Origin of the sequence: Providencia sp. PROV174 (genome assembly GCF_028480685.1) — a bacterium.
GTDB lineage: Bacteria > Pseudomonadota > Gammaproteobacteria > Enterobacterales > Enterobacteriaceae > Providencia > Providencia rettgeri.
Genome location: NZ_JAMPOT010000007.1, coordinates 50,731 through 70,280, shown reverse-complemented (window position 1 = coordinate 70,280; position 19,550 = coordinate 50,731). Strand labels below are relative to the sequence as shown.

The following is a 19,550-nucleotide window of genomic DNA, read 5'->3' as shown; positions in this document are numbered from 1 at the left end:
TGCCATTAAACCACAATGATATCTCACTGTGGATAAAAACTTGTTAAACCATCTAGTGGTTATCGATTTTTTGCGCTGCCGCACGCTTTTCTTTCGCTGCTATTCGACGATGACGAATAATTTCAACAACGCCCGGCAAAATTGAAACAAAGATAATCGCGACTATCAGTAATTTCAAATTCTTTTGTACGAACGGTAATTCACCAAAGAAATAACCCGCATAAGTGAATAATAATACCCAAATAAATGCGCCCGTCACATTATAAAAAGCAAAGTGACGATAAGACATTTTACCCATTCCTGCAACGAATGGTGCAAAAGTTCTGACGATCGGCACGAAGCGCGCCAGTATAATCGCTTTACCGCCATGTTTTTCATAAAAAGCATGGGTTTTATCTAAATAAACCCGACGAAAAATCTTCGAGTCCGGATTTTTGAATAATTTCTCACCAAAAATACGCCCAATGGTGTAGTTTACCGCATCACCAATAATCGCTGCAGTAATCATTAACGCGACCATTAAATGGACATTCAGGTCATTGCTGTCTAATGACGAAATCGCGCCAGCAACAAATAATAACGAATCTCCCGGTAAAAATGGTGTGACCACTAACCCTGTTTCACAAAATAGGATCAGAAACAGGATACCATAGACCCACGTACCATAATCTCTGACCAGTTCAGCAAGATGTACATCGATGTGTAAAATAAAGTCGATAATAAAAGTGATAAATTCCATATAATCCTCATCAATAATAGCATCCATGCTATTTGCAATAATTATGAGATAAATAAAAATTCGCTTTACATCAGTTCATCTGCCAGAAAAAGCGGCCCCATCACATTCTGAGGTAGTTCAAACTTCTCTGGGTAATCGACACTCACCAAATACAACCCTTCTGCTCTTGCAGTTGCAGCTGCCTTTGTACGGTCTTTTAATTCAAGAAGATGCGCCATCCAATCAATGTTTTGGTTACCACATCCAATCTCCAACAGACTTCCGACAATATTTCTCACCATATGGTGAACAAATGCATTGGCTTTGATGTCTACCACCACATAATTACCGTGGCGACTGACATTCACATGCATCACATTACGCCATGGCGACCTTGACTGACACTGGACTGCTCTGAATGAGGTAAAATCACGCTCACCCAATAGTGCCTGTGCCGCTTCATGCATTCTTTTTTCATCGAGTGGATAATGAAAATGCGTTACGCCACTCGATAAAATCGCAGGCCGATAACGATGATTAAAAATCACGTAACGATATCGACGCGCTGTTGCACTAAAACGTGCATGAAACTCTTCAGCCACCGGTTTACACCAGCGAACAGCGATATCCGCAGGTAAATGGGTATTCGCCCCCATAGTCCAAGCCGCTTCTTTACGAATGGCAGAGGTTTCGAAATGCACCACTTGCCCGGTAGCATGGACACCCGCGTCTGTACGCCCTGCACAAAACACACTAATTGGCTCCGCTGCAATTTTTGACAAAGCTTCCTCTAAACAGCCTTGAACACTTTTAACTTCTTGCTGACGTTGCCAACCAAAATAACGACTGCCGTTGTATTCAATACCTAATGCGATTCGATACAACTGTGTAGACTCAGACATTAGTAAAACAGCTCCTGAGCCAGTTTCTCTGCTGTTTCTACCGCCATCAATGCGCCACCGAAACGCACGTTATCAGCCACTGACCAAAACTGTAAAATTTCTGGTATGCCGTAGTCATTACGTACACAACCTATGCTTAATTGGTCATGACCAGACGCGTCAGTCACCTGGGTAGGATAATCACCCTCTTCTGAGACCTGAATATCTTCAAAACGTTCAAGTTCTTCGTTAGCTTCTTCTGCGCTCATTGGGCGCAACGTTTCTAAATGAACGACTTGCGCATTCCCATAAAAAACAGGGGATTGAATAAAGCTAACGGCCACTGGTAAGCCATCATCTTGCAGTACTTTACGCACTTGCTCAACCAAACGACGTTCATGAACGACACTGCCTTCCATGTCAGTCAATAATGGCAACATATTAAAGGCTAATTGCTTACTAAAACGGCCTTCTTCAGCAGGAATACCATTTAATAAACGCGCACTTTGCCCTGCCAGCTCGTCGACAGCGGCTTTACCATAACTGGAAACCGACAACATATTGGTTAAGGTAATACGCCCTAACCCTGCCGCGTCCATCAGCGGTTTGATTGCCGTTAATAATTGACTCACTGAGCTGTCTGCCAATGAAATAATATTACGGTTGCGATAATCAGCGAGTACTTGCGGATTCACATTTGGGACAATCAGTGGTACATCGGGTTCTTGAGCAAATACGCCGCTAGTATCAATGACAATACACCCTTCCTGCGCCGCTAATTCAGCGTATTGTAGGCTGACACCTTCATTCGCTGCAAAAAAGGCAATTTGTGCCTGTGACCAATCAAAATCAGTCACGTTTTCAACTTGAATACTTTTGCCATTAAAACGTACGCTCTCCCCTGCACTACGCTCACTGGCCAGTAAATACAGCTCGCCGACTGGGAATTCTCTTTCTTGTAACAGTGAAATAATAGCTTCACCTACAGCACCGGTTGCGCCTAATACTGCAATATTCCAACCTTCAGTCATGGCTATTCCTCTAAAAAATAAAAAATTAAATAGCCCCAATTGGCGCTATTTAATAGGTGATCATTTTAACTCATTTATTTTGTGCTAACTAAACTTGCCTTAAAACCCAGTGCATTGAGTTTTGATGCCGTTTGTTCATCATCACAAATCACTTCAAGGGATGACCATTCACGACGTTCTTGATAATTTTTACGCAGTTTATCAAATTCGCCTTTTACCCCTGCAACCGCTCTTAACGCTGCGTCATCTCGGCGCACATCATACACGAGATGCACTAACCTTTTGAGCTGGTTTTGCGTTAATTTACCATTGAAAGTTAATTGACTGATATCTGGCTTAGGCAATAAGGATGAAAGGGAAATTTGTGACGATTTGCCGAGAAACTGGCAGTAAGCTTCATAAACTTGCGTCGTTCCTCGGGCTTTGCCTTCTAACGTATAGCCCGCAATATGCGGAGTACCGATATCCACTAATGCTAAAAGTGCAGTGTCTAAATCTGGTTCTGGCTCCCACACATCTAAGATAACGCTCAGTTTTTTTCCTCGATTAAGCACAGATAATAATGCTTTATTATCAACTACTTCACCTCGACTTGCGTTAATTAAAATGGTGCCATCTCGTAATTTTGCTAAACCCGTTTCATCCATATAATGGAAAGTTTGATATTCCCCAGACATATTCAGCGGAGTATGGAAGGTTATCACGTCAGCTTGCTTGAGCACATCTTCAAAAGAAACAAATAGCTCGTCGTCCCCTTTGGCTGCACGCGGTGGGTCACAGAGTAATGTTTTGACTCCCCAAGCCGATAACCTAGCAGCTAAACGCCCTCCGACATTACCAACACCAATAATTCCTACTGTTTTATCACGCAAATCAAAGTTGTCGCGTTCCGCTAGCAGTAATAGTGAGGAAAAGACATATTCAACGACCGCTATCGCATTACAACCCGGTGCTGATGAAAAACCAATATTTGCGGTTGATAACCACTCGGTATCAATGTGGTCAAAACCGGCTGTCGCGGTTCCAACAAATTTAACCGGTGTATTACCGAGCAGTGATTCATTAACCTTAGTGATAGAACGTACCATTAATGCATCTGCATCAATTAATTCTTGTTCTGGTATAGGACGCCCCGGTACCGCTTTCACTTCACCAAGCTCACTAAATAAAGTTTGAGCATATGGCATATTCTCATCGACTAAAATTTTCACGCTGTTGTCCCAATCAATCACTTGTTTGTTGTGTGTCGTTATATAGATAAATGGAGCAATATTTTGCCACGGTTTAAGCCAGATGCCTATGAGAGGTTACCTTCTACTGTAAATTCTTTCGCTCGAAAACGATCTGGTGTCACACCTGATATTTGCTGGAACATCGCAATAAAGGCGGATGCCGAGCTATATCCAACATCCAATGCAACTTCATGTACACTTTTTCCTTTTTCTAGCCCGGCAACGGCATGTAGGTAGCGTAAACGTTGACGCCATTCACTAAACGACATTCCTAACTCTTGCTGGCAGCGCCTTGATAATGTGCGTTCCGATGTATAATAGCGTTTTGCCCATTGTGCTAACGTTGTGTTATCTGCAGGGTCACCTTGTAGCTCTAACAAGATGGGAGCAAGAAATTTATCTTTTGAAACAGGTAAATAGGTGTCTTGGCATGGAGACAATGGAAATTGATCAATCAGCACATGAGCCAAACGCAAGTCTTGCTCTGTTTCAGGCTGAACAATACCGCGTTGATACATATCCGTCATAATTGATTGAAATATCGGACTAAGCTTAATCACACACGGCCGTTGAGCCAGCACTTGATTGTATTCATGAGCAAAATCTATAATCCGAAATTTGACACTTTCTTTATTAAAGCTAGCATGGGGGATATTCGCAGGGATCCAAATGCAAAACTCTGGCGGCGCTAAATAATGTTGGCCAGCCACCTCCATTTCCATGATGCCACACACCACATACAGCATTTGTCCAAAAGGATGCGAATGGGATTTATACTCAGTGAGGGCGGCAGTTTGCTCATGCCGAAAAGCAACCAATTCAGGCTCTGCGATATTACATTCGCTGATTTGCCAAATGTCTGATTTTAAATTTTCCATGGTACCTGTCTGAAAAGCGTTATCGATTGTCTGGTTATCAGTATATATAAAAAATCGGACAGATGTATACTAGCGCCCATTCAATATGGGAGAGTGTTTTAATGAAAAATCTTCTTTTTCCGCTGATTGCGGTTTTATTATGGTCAATTAATGCCATTGTTAACAAAGCAGCATCAACCGCTATTGACCCTGCGGCAATCTCTTTTTACCGTTGGGCGCTGGCCTTGCTTGTAATGACGCCTTTTGTATTACGTTCTGTGCTTCGAAATTTTAAAATGGTCAGGAAGCATTGGTGGCAGCTTGCCATTTTAGGCGCTTTAGGGATGATGCTATACCAAAGTTTAGCTTATTATGCCGCGCACAGCGTGAGCGCTACTTTTATGGGAATTATGAACTCCATGATCCCATTACTAACAGTAATTATTAGTATTTTTGTACTACGCGTTATTCCTACCGTGGGGATTGTGCTAGGTTCAATTCTTTCATTATGTGGATTAGTGTGGTTAGTGAGCCAAGGAAGCCCAAGCGCGTTATTCTCACAAGGCTTAGGCCAAGGGGAAGCCATGATGTTGGTTGCGTCTGCGGCATATGCCCTGTACGGTGTGCTTACTAAACGTTGGTCAATCCAGTTATCCAGTTGGGACTCACTGTACGTTCAAGTTTTCTTTGGCGTTATCATGCTGTTCCCTAATTTCTTATTAGCTGAAGATGTCTCTCTGAACAGTCAAAATATCGGTTTAGTGGTATTTGCAGGTATTGCGGCTTCCATTATTGCGCCTGCATTATGGATCCAAGGAGTTATGCGCCTTGGGGCGAATACAACCTCCATTTTTATGAACCTAGCACCCGTTTTCACCGCCATTATCGCCATTTTTGCCTTAGGTGAAGAACTCAAAAGTTACCATTTAATCGGTGGTGGTGTGGTCTTACTCGGGGTAATGTTAGCGCAACAATTACGTACGCCACTGACAGAATTATTCCGCCGTGAAAAAAAGGTGGTTCAAGAGGATTCTTGCCAGTAGAATAGAGTTACAAAAGCAATAAATGCAATGTCGTCACTCATATGCCCCACGTTGTGGGGCTATGTTTGAAATCCTCTTCATTCCTTCGTTTATTTTCCTTTAATATTCCTCATTATTAATACTTTGTGACATTTTAAAATCACTCAATTCACCTTTAGTTCGCCCATCATTGGTATCATTTATCGGATTACCGTTTTTCAGATGAAGGATAATCCGATTGAACCTTCTGAAATTCCAATTAGACTTAAGCAAAATCAAATACCCCTTTAGGAGTATCAACTCCACTCAATAAGCCGTTATAGCGCGATAAATCTAAATGGATCGTGGCAAGTAACCACTATGATAAGGAATGACAATGACTAAGCCGTTTAAAGTTGGGTTGCTCGTATTGATAATAATTGCTGTAGCCATTGGCATTTATTTCGTCAATACCACCAACTCATCCTCTCCCTCACAATTAGGCTATGATTTATATCAACAAGGTGAATCTCAAGCTGCGTTTGAACAATTCCAAAAAACCGCAGAGAAAGACTCACAATCCGCTTTCGCCTTAGCGATGATGTATAAAGACGGTATTGGCACGAAAGCCGATGATGTGGCAGCTCAAAACTGGCTAATTAAAGCGGCGGAAGCTAACAATAAAAATGCGTTATATAACCTTGGCTTTTTCCGTTATAAACACCTAATAGAAGACACTTCAACAGATGAAAATGGGTTAACCTCTTTAACTAAAGCCGCTGACCTCGGTGTAAAAGAAGCACAAGAAATGGTTGGAGGTATTTATTTAGCTGATAAATACGAAGAAGTACCGCAAAATATCGAACTCTCTCGCCAATATTTTACGTTGGCCTCTGACCAAGGCTCAAGATTGGCCAAATTTGCCTTGGGTTATATCGCTCATGACATAGAGAATGACAGTAAAAAAGCCGTTGAAATATTAACACCGCTTGTTAGCAACGACTTTCCCTTACCCGCGATGTTACTCGCATCAATTTATGAAGATGGCGGTAACGGCGTACCACCGAACCCGTTACTAGCCAAAAAGTACGAACGCCTCTCTTTTTCCTCTGCGCTAGAATACATTTCTGACGCAAGTGAATTAGAACCAGGAGCTTTATCATTGTATGGCTCACAAACAGAAGAAGAAAAACAAAAAGTCATCACTAATTTAGAAGAGCGTGCTAGCCGTGGTGACGAGAACGCTATCTATGCTCTGTACCAAAAATATATGACTGGCGATGGCGTGCGGAGAAATAAAAACCGTGCGATGGCTTATATCCGGCCGCTTGTAGAGGCCAAACAACCTAAAGCCTTATATTTAAATTACCAAGCCGACAAAGATCGTATTCAGGATTTAACTGATGCCGCTGAAGGCCAATATCCTCCCGCAATGTATCAGGCTTATAAAGTCTATTCAGGCAGTACATTTAGCGACGTTAAGCGTGATGACGCTTTAGCTGAAAAATATCTCACCGCTGCAGCAGATCTTGGTGATTTAGACGCGCTAGTTACCATCAATCAACGAGCGATTTCCAGTTACGAGTTTCCAACCCGAAAACTCAGTAATACTGTCGCTAAATACACCCCTATTTTAATAGAAAAATATCCGAACTCCGCAGAAGCTTTAATGGTAGCCAGTGATGTTTATAGTGTTAAAGGCAGTCCGTTGTTTTCACCAGAAAAAGCCTTCGCTGCTCTAGAAAAAGCAAATCGTATAGATCCCACTTATGATGCTCAAGTGCAATTAGCACGTTATTATATTATTGCATTTGGTACTAAGCAGGATGTGCAAAAAGCGGCTAAGTTACTCATCGACAACCTTAATGCAAACGGTTATCCATCAACCGCTGAGCGCCTATTAGTACAATTATATTATCGCTATGATATTAAAGCACTTATCGATGAAAAAACGATTATCGATATCCTCAAAGAGGATGTCATTAAACGCGAAAATTATTCCTTAGCTTATTTATATGCTGATTATTTACTCAAAGAGGATGCAGAAAAAAATAGCGATCACGCTTTTGATTTATATGAAAAATCAATTAATCGTAATTATAATAGCCAAGTTTATTATGCCGCTGCATTATTAAAATACCGACCAACAGAAACCGATAAAATCGCTAACCTAGTTGTCAATGTACTCCATTCACCTCAAGCACAAGCTGAATTACGCCCACATGAGCTACAAATCGCTCAAGATGTTTTGTTAAAAACTGGTTTAAATCGCGCTGACACAAAAGCAATTTTGGTAAAAATGGCGTTATATGATAACCATGCTGAGGCACAAAAATTAATTGAGCCACTCATTAATCATGATGCTGATATCACCTATTTATATGGGATCAATAAACTGACTCAATTAACTCAAGTTGACACGTTAAGTGATGCTGAAATAAAACCAATATACGATTATATTTTAAAGGCGGCAGAATTAGGCAGTGCATCCGCTTATTTATATATCGCACAAAACCTTGATGGCGTCACTTATCACAATGATAAGGCGTATTATAAATCTCGCTTCCAACAAATTACTGGACTGACTCAAAAAGATTTAATTCCTCAATATAAAAAATGTGCAGCACTTAAAAACAACCGCTGCTTATATGAGTTAGGGGAAATTTACCAAGACGGTAACTACGGGGAAGATGCCAATTATGATACCGCCCTTTTCTATTACAACCAAATTTCTGACCCTGATTATAGCTTTTTAAAATCGCGTAAACGAGAAATTGAAAAATCTAAAGCCTCGTTTGCCAATATTCAAGTAAAAGTGAAGCAAAACGACCCTGACGCGTTGCGCACACTGGCCAATGCATATAAATATGGTAATTATGGACAGAAAGTCGATCAGAAAAAATGGCTTGAATATTTAGAGAAAAGTGCAAAATTCAATCAAGAAAGCGCACTTGAAGAGCTCATTGATTATTACCAACAAGATCAATACCTTGATGCCAATAAAGCGAAAATATTAGGTTATTACGACCAATTAGCCGCCCTTGGTAGCAAAGACTATACCCGTAAACTGGCACATCAATATTTAAAAGGTAGCCAGCTTGTTCAGCCTAATCGACAAAAAGCACGTGAGTATTACCTTAAATCAGGCAGTTGGGGTAATGAATTCATCAAGTACATGGATGATTATGATATTGGCATGAAAACGCTCAATGACAGCCCTTCTGCAAAATACAAAGTGGGCCGAGCTTATTTCTATGGCCAAGGTGTCAAGGAAGATCGTTTTGAAGCGGCTAAATACCTAAAACAAGCGAGTGATGAAGGGAATGACTACGCCATCGCACTCTATAGTGAGATGCGCTATATGGGCGTGCTAAATGACGAAAAAAACGCTTGGTTAATGGCACCTGATTGGGATGAAGCCATCATTTATTTACGCAAACATTCTAATCCAAAACGGGTTGATGATTATATTGAAGTCTATGAAACCCTCGTTGTTCCTGCCCAAAAAGGCGATACAGCCGCTTATATTAAACTCGGGGATTGGTATAGTTCGCGCGGTAGAGATCTCGCGGCGCAAGATTGGTATAAGAAAAGTATCAAGGCTGGCAATTTAGCCGCTTATCAACCCCTTGATTCAGTGACTGAAGATAGCCAAGCAAAACGTCAGAATTACATTGAAGGTACGGCTCAAGGAGACCTTTTCTCTAAAATTCAATTAGCCCAAACTCATTTATATGATAGCGAAATTCTTTCTGGCTCTCCTGAATATGATTTAGCCATTCAATATCTACAAGAAGGTATGAAATCAACCGATGAGAAACTTTCTAATAACGCCTTCAATGCGCTGGTGGATTTGTATCGAGATGGGATTAAAGATGAAAAAAGGAAGCTCAACCGCCCCAAAGATGAACAAAAATATTTAGCGTTGCTACTCAGTGAAGAAAACCATCGTACCGGAGCACTAGTGAACTTGTATCACTATTATGCCAATAGTGATAACACTCGAGCCTTAACTTATTTACAACAGGCTTATGATAAGGGCGATTTAGCCGCAACCAAAAAGCTCTATCAGATCTATTACCCCGGTAAATATTGTAGCAACAGCGATAATGTAGATATGGATAAAGCAAGCCGATATTTGAAGGAGTGGATTGAAAAAAGCAATTTCCAGAAAAATACCGACAAACACTATATTCATTATCCAGAAAGTCTTTCTGAAGAGATGGGAACCACCTATTTAAAAGGCGATTGCAATGTTGATAACAATATCGACAAAGCCATCGAATGGTATAAAATTTCGTTATATTACCATCCAACATATGCACTTGACGCAATTTATGAAGCATATGTAGAAAAAGGTGATGCCAAACAAGCCTATTACTACGCATTGCAACTTGATAAAAAACCAAGTTCTATTGAGCTAATGGATAAACTTTCAGCTCAAGATAAACAAGAGGTTGAGAAACAAGTTGCCGATGAAAAAGCCTACGAGAAATATGGCCGTTTTGCCGAGCAAATTGAAAAACAGCGAGTCGAAGCTGAGGCAGGAGACAAAATGTCAGCCTTTTCATTAGGTATCGCTTACGCACGCGGAGAACGTGTCCCCGAAGATACACAAAAGATGATCTACTACTATGAATTAGCAGGGAAAAATGGCTACCCTCGTGCTTATAATATTTTAGGCAATCTTTACCGTAAAGATAATGAGCGTGGCATTGAAAAAGACTTCCCGAAAGCGCTTTATTATTTTGATTTAGGCGCGCAACAAAATGACAGTAATACTGCACATTTAGCTGGGGATATGCTCTATTTTGGCCAAGGCATGCCAAAAGATTATGTCCGCGCAGCAAAATATTACGATATGACAGACCTTGAACAAGGTAACCACCACGCTATGGCAAAATATAAGCTCGCTTATATGTACTATAACGGCTGGGTAGGTAACAAAACCAAGGAAGATATCCAAAAAGCCCATGATTACCTTGAACTGGGTGCTAAGTACCAAGATAAGGATTCCATTAAAGCTCTCAAAGAGTGGGATTTCAGTCTAATTCATAACTAATTGAACTATGAAGGCGCTAATTTCCTTTGGCGCCTTTATCTACAACTATCATTTTTATAACCAGATAAAAACATTTCATAACTTCCATCTATAATATAATTTAAAAAATTATTGGCTAATAATTCAAATTATATTAATCGTATTTTTATATAAAATAAAAATTAGTCTCTCTCCTTTTGTTCGATTATATTAAACCTGTTTACATGCAGGTCTAATAATCATTAACATGGAGTGTTTACTATGAATACAAACCAAATATCAAATTTAAACAAAAAAGAAAAACCACAAGGTAATATAAACAACCACAATATATCTCAGGAAACTAATCATTCTGCAACCCTATCAATTTTTGAAAAACCATTCAATGACGCTTCTCGTTTAAAAAAGATAGTCAAAGATTCCCATGAAAACTTAAAAGAAAGCAATAATATTTATATTAAAATACTAAATAAAATTGGCAAGCTACAAACTCATGTAAAATATACAAGCGTAGAATGGTTCAAATTACAGTACATAGAAACTGAAGTTAGAAACCTATTAATCAAACAAATGGATAAATTAAACACACTAGATAAAGCAAATAATGAATATAATAAAACCCTCCAAAACAATACCACTAAAAATTCTTCACTAGGTGATAAAGAACACATTTTAGAATTAACCAGCCAATTAAAAACAAAATTATCTCAATATAAATCCATAGAGGTATCAGATTTAGATATTAAAAGGCTATTGGAGCTAAACGATCAGGTACACAACATATTTAATTCAAAAGAAAAAAATACACCTAAAGAAATCGTTGATCTTTTAGACTCTATAAATATAGAAGTCAATAATTTTAATAAAGTGTTAGATGATACCGATGTTTTATTCAAACTATACTTAGAAAAAACAGTCGATATTCAAGAAAAAAGGTTATCTATTATAGATAAAACGTACAAACTTGAATTAAAAGCAGAGCAATTAGCTATAACCCACAAAGATACAACAAATAAAATCAAAGAATCACTAGAAAGCCTAAACAATGAAAACTCTAATTATCATAAAGATAAAAACACTATTAATAAAATAAGTAAATATATTTTAGAACTAAATGCTGACAACGCAGAAATTCAACATTTAACTTCAAACATACAAGAAATAAAAAACCATAAAAATTTAAATCACACCATTAAACACTTTAACAATTATAAAGAATTCGACAGAAATGCTTTTATCGAAAGCCAATCAAATAATAATAAGTTTAGTTTGCTTACTGAGTCATTAAAATCATTTGATAGATTTAAAATTAACATTGAATTAACCATAAAAAATCAAATATTAACTTCTGAGTTAATGCCTCCATTTATTTATGTTGATAAAGAAAGATATCATAAAAACATCGAAAATAAATTAGACAAATTATTTAGCCTAATTTACCAACGAATTCAAATTGAATTAAAAAATAAAGCGAATCTATATAAAAACAAACAGACATTCTTACACGAAATAGATAAATTAGAAAACGACATGTCTATCATAAAGGATAATTTATCTAATTATCTCGCTGAAAATACGATACTGAAAAACCCCAAAAAAATCCGTAACGACATTGAAAATTTAATATCTCAGCATTATGATTATCTAATAAAAACAAAAGTTTCCCTGAGACTCATTAATTTAGAACTAAATAATAACTTATATTTATCTTCTCAATATTCTAGTCCGATGCCTTTCATTATTAATATTAATGAAGAAGACGTTAATATAACAATAGAATATGAAAATCTAAATATGAAAGCAGATACTTATATTTCTCAGATTCATAATTTTGTTCCATTAAAATCGATTTCCTCTGAAACCAGTGAGGGAAATTATTACCAAACGATTGGCGATAAAATAAATGCATTACGAAATACTACTTCTTTAATTGAATCACTTAATGAAAAGATTAACTTGAAAAAAAAACCAGATATGTCAATAGATATTGACAAACGAAATACACTAATGAATCAAAAAAAAGATGAAGAAATAAATCTAACAGAATTTATTTATCAGCATTTGGACTATCGCGATAGAAAATGGTCCCATAAAGACACACTTTCTTTGGTTAAGGAAATATACCAAACTGACTCAAAAATAAGAGAAAAAAAATTACTTATGGAACAAAAAGGAAAAATACACCTGCTGGGCATACATAACGTACCTACAAATACTAACGATTATTATAATCTCGCAGACACATTAATCCGATTCATAGCCGGCTTCTCACAACAAATGACAAGCAGTAATTTTAACTCAGAGCTTTCAAATAACACACTACCACAGGTGTTAGTACCAATACGAAACTAAGTGCATCAAGTTTTATTATTCTTAAACTTTGTCACTAATGGAACGCCCTAATTAGGGCGTTCTTTTCAGTGTGGCGCTTGGCTTGCTTTAAATGCAATTCTAACCAACAATCCATTAAGTAACTCACTTTTTAATAACTGTGGTTCAGAACCATGATAACTGGCAATATCCTTCACTAAAGCAAGCCCTAGTCCTGCACCTTCCTTTCCTAACGCGTTATTTAATCGAGTAAAAGCTTCCATAGAACGGTTAATTTTAGCGTCTGGGATCCCAGGACCTGAATCCTCTACCTCCAAAATCCAATGAAGATGGTCATCACTGCTGACCACACGAACGGTGACCACTCCATTTGCAGGGGTATATTTGATAGCATTATCAATTAAATTTGCACACATCTCTGCTAATAAAATAGGCTCGCCTTTAATCCATGCCGTTTCCGCACCTTCATAACCTAAATCAATGTGTTGGCTTTCTGCTTGGGGTAACCGAGTGAAACAGGCTTGGTGAACAATATCCACCAAATTTATGGCGCGATACTGTGTAATGGCTTCTTTCTCATGGGCTTTTAAGCGTGATAGCTGCAAAAGCCTATCCGTCAAATTGATCGTGTTATCAAGAGTTTTATCAATGGCTTGTAAACTCTGTTGCCTTTGGGTTTCATCCTGACTATTAATCGCGACAGAAACCTGTGTTTTGAGAACAGTTAGCGGCGTTTTAAGTTGGTGAGAGGCATCCGCACTAAACCGTTCTTGCCGTCGAACCATCCGCTTTAGGCGGGAAATATAGCGGTTTAATGCATCAATTAATGGTGATAAATCAGACCACGGCAGTAAATCAGGCAATGGGGTTAAATCATTAGCGGAACGGCTTAACATTAAATGGGATAATTTTTTTAGCGGTGCCAATAACTTGCTAAGCAAAATATAGGCAAGTACCAAAGTTAAAAACACCACAGTGCCTTGGCTCATCAGTGCAGAAATTAATAATTGATTAGCAAGATCTTGTCGCGAATAAACTGTTTCCGCCACACGGATTTCAACCATCCCGGTGATACCGCCTTCATTAATGGGTTGATAAAATGCAGCAATGCGGATAGGTAAGCCTTTGTACTGCGCATCATAAAAATAAACTAGCGCAGTATAATGCTGTGAGCGCATCCAATACGGGGGAATCGGCGGTAAGTCATCATAACCAGAGATAGTTTCACCGTCCGGGGAAATAACTTGATAAAAAATTCGGTCATTATTATTCAGCTCAAAGCTATCAAGCACGACATAAGGCACACTGACTGAGAGGTGCCCATCGACGACTTGCAAGCGCTCCGCGACGGTTCGAGCTGAAGCTAATAATGTGCGGTCATAGGCTAAGTTTGCGGCATTTTTTGCACTGTAGTAGTGCGTATAAACCGAAAAACTTCCCAATAAAATGAGGGGGATACCGAAGAAGAGCAGCAACTGATGAAAGAGAGAGCGTGGATGAGAGACTAATTTCATACACTACACTGCTCTAATCGGTATCCCAATCCGCGTAAGGTATTGATGTTAACATCCGAACCGGCAAGTTTTTTTCTAACACGGTGAACATATAACTCAATACTTTGTAAATTGGCTTCATCTGACAGCGAAAACACCTGCTCAAATAATTGCATTTTAGAAACAGGGCGCCCTCGTCGATGAAATAAGGTGTTTAACACCGCATATTCTCTTGGCGTCAAGCCAAGTGGTTCTTGTCCTAATAAGAAATAACCGTCCTCATGGAAACTGAGTAAACCAAACTGTTGTGATTCATTCACTTGCCCTTGACTACGTCGCAATAAAGCGCGAAGACGCGCTTCTAATTCCGCAATATCAAAAGGTTTTGTCAGGTAGTCATCAGCCCCTGCATTTAGCCCTTGTACTCGGTCGGCTACGTCTGAATTCGCCGTTAATAACAAGACTGGCGTTTCTTGATGACGTTTGCGCATTTGCGCTAATACCTCAAGCCCGCTCATTCTCGGGAGTGATACATCTAACACGACCAATTCATAGTGCTCAGTTTGTAATAACTGGTCTGCTATCGCGCCATCACTAGCAACATCAACTGCAAACCCAGATGACGACAAAGCCTTCTGTAACCATAATGACAATTCGTCATGATCTTCAACCAATAAAATTCTCATTCCGCATACTCATTATAATTATTTATCAGTATACGTTGGCATTCCATTGAATGAATGGAAAGCAAATGTGCGCATATTTACTGTGTCCATCACAACTATTGTTAATAAACACCATTAACGTGATTAATTTAACATTAAGTTAACATAACAAAAAAGCAAAAATACAAAACAATCTGATATATATCACATAAAAATAATAATATTTGTTAATGAAAGGTAAATGAAAGCTTCATCAGACAATGATGCCATACCAACACAACAAGAAGTAAACAATATATACCTCTAATTATTGTCTTAGTAAGGAAAAAAGAATGAAAAAATTCACACAGAAGGCCTTAGCAACAGCAATATTTTTAGTTGGCATCAACCAAGCAAATGCCCTACCTGAACGAACAGAATGTATTGCCCCCGCCAAACCTGGCGGTGGTTTTGATTTAACCTGTAAATTAGTACAAGTGTCTCTTCTTGAAACCAAAGAAATCGAAAAACCAATGCGAGTGACCTACATGCCTGGCGGTATTGGCGCGGTCGCTTATAACGCCATTGTCGCTCAACGCCCTGCAGAACCTGGCACCATTGTTGCTTTCTCCGGCGGTTCTTTACTCAATCTTGCTCAAGGTAAGTTTGGTCGCTATAACGAAAATGATGTGCGCTGGCTGGCTAGTGTCGGAAGCGATTACGGTATGATTGCCGTGCGTGCGGACTCACCGTATAAGACTCTTAAAGATTTAATGGATACCTTCAAAAAAGATCCTAATAGCATTGTCTTTGGTGCAGGAGGGTCGATTGGTAGCCAAGATTGGATGAAAACCGCCTTATTAGCCAAAGCCATTGATATTGACCCTCGCAAAATGCGTTACGTGGCTTTTGAAGGGGGCGGAGAAACCTTAACGGCACTACTGGGTAACCATATTCAAGTCCTTTCAGGGGATATCAGCGAAATGACGCCGTATATCAATGAAGGCAAAATTCGTATCCTTGCTGTCTACTCAGACAAACGCCTTGGAGATGGTTTATCTGACATCCCAACAGCTAAAGAACAAGGCTATGACATCGTTTGGCCAATCATTCGCGGTTTCTATATGGGGCCCAAAGTGTCTGATGCCGACTATAACCAATGGGTTGAAGCCTTCCAAAAACTGCAACAAACCGACGAATTCAAAAAACAGCGCGAACTCCGCGGCTTATTTGAATACAACTTAACCGGGCAAGAACTCGATAGCTATGTCAAAAAAGAAATCGAGCAATATCGTGAACAAGCCCGTGCCTTCGGTTTAGCTAAATAACGGAGTGAGCGATGAGCCAACGCATATTTGCCATAGTTTGGCTAATACTGTGTGCTATCGGAATTTATATTGGTTGGGGGATCCAAAGTGAGTTTAGTTATGAACCACTGGGCCCCCGCCCTTTTCCGGTTGTCATACTCTCTTTAATGGCGCTTTGTGCCCTTGCCTTACTATTTGGCAAGCAAGAAGCCGTTGAATGGCCAAAACCCTATGTATTACGTCGTTTAGTTTTGTTAGTCGTTGCACTTGTTATCTATGCATGGGCTTTTGAATGGTTAGGATTCCCGATTGCCACCAGTTTACTCACCATCAGTATTGCTCTGCTATTTGGTGCAACGCCTATCGCCGCGATTATTTCCGGCCCCGTCTTAGGTATCTTTCTATTCTATGCCTTTGATAAATGGCTAGATGTAACCTTACCTATTGGTAGCTTGCTTAATTAAGGAACGAAATCATGGAAACTTGGATGTACCTATCACAAGGTTTTGAGGTTGCTCTTGTTCCTCAAAATATCTTGATCGCCTTAATTGGCTGTTTTATTGGTACTATTGTTGGGATGCTTCCCGGCCTCGGCCCCATTAATGGTGTTGCTATTTTGCTACCACTGGCCTTTGCACTTAAATTACCAGCTGAGTCTGCATTAATCTTACTCGCCACGGTTTATTTAGGTTGTGAATATGGTGGGCGCATCTCATCAATATTGCTCAACGTCCCTGGCGATGCCGCGGCAATCATGACCACACTAGATGGTTACCCGATGGCAAAACAAGGTAAAGGTGGCGTTGCACTGTCAATTTCTGCGGTGAGTTCATTCATTGGCTCAACGATTGCGATTGTGGGTATTATTTTATTTGCTCCTTTATTAGCGCAATGGTCTTTGGCTTTCGGGCCTGCTGAGTATTTCGCTTTGATGGTTTTTGCTATCGCCTGTTTGGGCAGTATGATGAGCCAAAACCCAATTAAATCGCTATTAGCGGCATTAATTGGTTTATCACTTGCTACTGTGGGTGTAGATGCCAACTCTGGGGAATATCGTTTTACCTTTGATAGCGTACATTTATCAGATGGTGTGCAGTTTATCGTCGTAGTTATTGGTTTGTTCTCTGTTAGTGAAATTTTATTGATGCTAGAAGGCACGGCAACAGGCCAAGGACTGATCCGTAAAACAGGTAGAATGCTGTTTAATCGCAAAGAGGCCAAAGCGTGTGCTGGCCCTGCTTTACGCTCCTCTTTCATTGGGTTCTTTGTTGGCGTTTTACCGGGTGCCGGTGCCACCATTGCCAGTGCTATCACCTATATGACTGAAAAGAAAATCAGTGGCGAAAAAGGCGATTTTGGTAATGGTGATGTTCGCGGTGTCGCTGCACCAGAAGCGGCCAATAATGCCTCTGCGTGTGGTTCATTTATCCCGATGTTAACCCTTGGCGTTCCGGGCTCAGGGACAACTGCGGTAATGATGGGGGCGCTAACGCTCTATAATATCACCCCAGGCCCAGGTATGTTTACTGAGCAACCTGATATTGTTTGGGGGTTAATTGCAGCTTTGTTAATTGCTAACGTAGTTCTGCTCATCATGAATATTCCATTAATTGGCTTATTCACGCGTATGTTAACGGTTCCATTATGGTTTTTAGTCCCTGCGATTGCTTGCATTTCTGCTGTCGGGGTATATGCCGTTCACAGTACGACATTTGATTTGTTACTCATGATGGGGCTTGGCGTATTTGGGTTTATTCTACGAAAAATGAACTTCCCACTTTCGCCATTAATTTTAGGGTTTGTATTGGGGGAAATGCTAGAACAAAACTTACGCCGTTCATTATCCATCAGTAATGGAAATTTCGATATTCTGTGGAGCAGTACGATTTCTCAAAGTTTATTAACACTGGCGGTATTAGTACTAATTCTTCCGCCTATTGTAAAACGTATTCGTAAACGTAAACATTCCTCTGTTTCATAATTCACGGTTGTTCATACGATAACTGCTGTTCATACAATCTCTGTAAAACTTTGCCCCAGTGTGATTTTGGGGCATTTTTTTACTTAAATTTTGTATTTCGACTTTATTTTTAATATGTTGAGTACAGCGACTCATGAGAACGAATGACTTGGCTAGCACTGGCTATCACTTCGTTTCGATAGATAAAATTAGGCAGTATATGGCCGTTTATCTGTTGCCTACTTGTGTGCTTTTTAGTAAATAATGGGCAGGAAATAGAACAATTTCTCACTCTATAAATCATGTTACTAAATTTCGTGGTAATAATTTTAAGTACACGATGCGTTAAAATATTAAAGTCATTTTTCCAATATCTACATCTTGTGAAATTCATATAATCCCCTAATGTCTTTAATCTCGTCGTCATCATGGCATAAATACCCTACCAAAAATTGCATAAAGTGATGATTTATTATTCGAACAATGAACTACAACTGTTTAATCAGACAAAGACGAGTGAAGAAAGACTTTTGATGAATTATTTTGTTAGGCTCATTCATTAAAATATTAAATATAATGTTCGATAGATTACTTTTCATCCTTTTTAATATCCAGCCGAAACCGTTAGCGTATACGCGTACCATTGATGTCTATGGTGACCGTTACACCATTTATAGCCAAAAACCCGTAACTATCACGGAAAAAGATAGCGGTTATATCCAAATAAAAGCTCTGGGTAAAATGCATATTTTTTGTGGCAAAATGCTGTATATCAGCGTAAAGAAAAATACCACTTTGGTGACTATTGGTTGGTCAAAAGGCAAAAGTCAAATATTTGAAGTGCGTAAAAATGTGAAGGAAACTGCATATCGAGTGAATTCAAATAATTCGAGTTCAAGCTACACGCCCCCTTATTATGACTGCTCATCCAGTGATAATAATCACCGCTCAAGCAACCATTATTGTTCTAATGATAATTCAAGTTCAGATTGTTCATCATCCGATTCAGGGGGAGGAGATAGCGGAGGTAGTGATTAAACAAAAAAACGAGAAC

At 39.3% G+C, this 19,550-nt stretch carries 14 protein-coding genes; 7 read left to right on the top strand and 7 right to left on the bottom strand.

The annotated features are described in order from the left end of the window. Positions 1–52: 52 nt before the first annotated feature. The 5 genes from PSE60_RS03965 to PSE60_RS03945 form a co-directional block, all read right to left on the bottom strand. Positions 53–739 (bottom strand): DedA family protein, encoded by a 687-nt coding sequence (locus PSE60_RS03965; RefSeq protein ID WP_042851864.1) that lies wholly within the window; start codon positions 737–739, stop codon positions 53–55. A 65-nt stretch (positions 740–804) separates the two neighbouring features. After that, entirely contained in the window at positions 805–1,620 is an 816-nt protein-coding gene (gene truA, locus PSE60_RS03960; protein WP_210837022.1) for a tRNA pseudouridine(38-40) synthase TruA, read from the bottom strand. Next, positions 1,620–2,630, bottom strand: coding sequence for an aspartate-semialdehyde dehydrogenase (locus tag PSE60_RS03955; protein WP_210837023.1), 1,011 nt, complete (start codon positions 2,628–2,630; stop codon positions 1,620–1,622). Before PSE60_RS03955 ends, truA begins: the two co-directional genes overlap by 1 nt. A 74-nt stretch (positions 2,631–2,704) precedes the next feature. Further along, complete coding sequence (gene pdxB / locus PSE60_RS03950; RefSeq protein WP_272664624.1) at positions 2,705–3,841, bottom strand: 4-phosphoerythronate dehydrogenase PdxB; 1,137 nt, start codon at positions 3,839–3,841, stop codon at positions 2,705–2,707. 86 nt (positions 3,842–3,927) lie between these two features. Continuing rightward, the gene (locus PSE60_RS03945) at positions 3,928–4,740 is read right to left on the bottom strand and encodes a helix-turn-helix transcriptional regulator (RefSeq protein WP_004912323.1); all 813 of its coding nucleotides are present in this window, start codon (positions 4,738–4,740) and stop codon (positions 3,928–3,930) included. A gap of 101 nt (positions 4,741–4,841) precedes the next feature. Here PSE60_RS03945 and PSE60_RS03940 point away from each other — a divergent pair, with 101 nt between their 5' ends. From PSE60_RS03940 to PSE60_RS03930, 3 genes are all read left to right on the top strand, one after another. After that, complete coding sequence (locus tag PSE60_RS03940) at positions 4,842–5,762, top strand: DMT family transporter (protein WP_004912327.1); 921 nt, start codon at positions 4,842–4,844, stop codon at positions 5,760–5,762. Between the two features lie 355 nt (positions 5,763–6,117). After that, positions 6,118–10,782 (top strand): tetratricopeptide repeat protein, encoded by a 4,665-nt coding sequence (locus PSE60_RS03935; RefSeq protein WP_272664623.1) that lies wholly within the window; start codon positions 6,118–6,120, stop codon positions 10,780–10,782. Between the two features lie 240 nt (positions 10,783–11,022). Further along, a complete protein-coding gene (locus PSE60_RS03930) occupies positions 11,023–13,113 on the top strand; it encodes a hypothetical protein (RefSeq protein ID WP_272664622.1) in 2,091 nt (696 codons plus the stop codon). Positions 13,114–13,178: 65 nt separating this feature from the next. Here the strand turns inward: PSE60_RS03930 and PSE60_RS03925 are convergent, their stop codons facing one another. Further along, a complete protein-coding gene (locus PSE60_RS03925) occupies positions 13,179–14,606 on the bottom strand; it encodes a sensor histidine kinase (protein WP_210836407.1) in 1,428 nt (475 codons plus the stop codon). After that, a complete protein-coding gene (gene tctD / locus PSE60_RS03920; RefSeq protein ID WP_272664621.1) occupies positions 14,603–15,271 on the bottom strand; it encodes a transcriptional regulator TctD in 669 nt (222 codons plus the stop codon). The genes PSE60_RS03925 and tctD overlap by 4 nt, the downstream gene beginning before the upstream one ends. 311 nt (positions 15,272–15,582) lie before the next feature. On the opposite strand from tctD, the gene PSE60_RS03915 reads away from it, so the two are divergent. From PSE60_RS03915 to PSE60_RS03900, 4 genes are all read left to right on the top strand, one after another. After that, a complete protein-coding gene (locus PSE60_RS03915) occupies positions 15,583–16,557 on the top strand; it encodes a Bug family tripartite tricarboxylate transporter substrate binding protein (protein ID WP_210836404.1) in 975 nt (324 codons plus the stop codon). Positions 16,558–16,568: 11 nt separating this feature from the next. Then, the gene (locus PSE60_RS03910) at positions 16,569–17,000 is read left to right on the top strand and encodes a tripartite tricarboxylate transporter TctB family protein (RefSeq protein WP_210836402.1); all 432 of its coding nucleotides are present in this window, start codon (positions 16,569–16,571) and stop codon (positions 16,998–17,000) included. Between the two features lie 11 nt (positions 17,001–17,011). Next, positions 17,012–18,517, top strand: a complete 1,506-nt coding sequence (locus tag PSE60_RS03905; protein WP_272664620.1) for a tripartite tricarboxylate transporter permease — start codon at positions 17,012–17,014, stop codon at positions 18,515–18,517. 555 nt (positions 18,518–19,072) lie between these two features. Next, the gene (locus PSE60_RS03900) at positions 19,073–19,534 is read left to right on the top strand and encodes a hypothetical protein (RefSeq protein ID WP_272664619.1); all 462 of its coding nucleotides are present in this window, start codon (positions 19,073–19,075) and stop codon (positions 19,532–19,534) included. Positions 19,535–19,550 lie beyond the last annotated feature (16 nt).

Coding starts and splice junctions, on each gene's coding strand:
- PSE60_RS03965 (WP_042851864.1), bottom strand. CDS start 739: ATGGAATTTATCACTTTTATTATCGACTTTATTTTACACATCGATGTA.
- truA (WP_210837022.1), bottom strand. CDS start 1,620: ATGTCTGAGTCTACACAGTTGTATCGAATCGCATTAGGTATTGAATAC.
- PSE60_RS03955 (WP_210837023.1), bottom strand. CDS start 2,630: ATGACTGAAGGTTGGAATATTGCAGTATTAGGCGCAACCGGTGCTGTA.
- PSE60_RS03945 (WP_004912323.1), bottom strand. CDS start 4,740: ATGGAAAATTTAAAATCAGACATTTGGCAAATCAGCGAATGTAATATC.
- PSE60_RS03940 (WP_004912327.1), top strand. CDS start 4,842: ATGAAAAATCTTCTTTTTCCGCTGATTGCGGTTTTATTATGGTCAATT.
- PSE60_RS03935 (WP_272664623.1), top strand. CDS start 6,118: ATGACTAAGCCGTTTAAAGTTGGGTTGCTCGTATTGATAATAATTGCT.
- PSE60_RS03930 (WP_272664622.1), top strand. CDS start 11,023: ATGAATACAAACCAAATATCAAATTTAAACAAAAAAGAAAAACCACAA.
- PSE60_RS03925 (WP_210836407.1), bottom strand. CDS start 14,606: ATGAAATTAGTCTCTCATCCACGCTCTCTCTTTCATCAGTTGCTGCTC.
- tctD (WP_272664621.1), bottom strand. CDS start 15,271: ATGAGAATTTTATTGGTTGAAGATCATGACGAATTGTCATTATGGTTA.
- PSE60_RS03915 (WP_210836404.1), top strand. CDS start 15,583: ATGAAAAAATTCACACAGAAGGCCTTAGCAACAGCAATATTTTTAGTT.
- PSE60_RS03910 (WP_210836402.1), top strand. CDS start 16,569: ATGAGCCAACGCATATTTGCCATAGTTTGGCTAATACTGTGTGCTATC.
- PSE60_RS03905 (WP_272664620.1), top strand. CDS start 17,012: ATGGAAACTTGGATGTACCTATCACAAGGTTTTGAGGTTGCTCTTGTT.
- PSE60_RS03900 (WP_272664619.1), top strand. CDS start 19,073: ATGTTCGATAGATTACTTTTCATCCTTTTTAATATCCAGCCGAAACCG.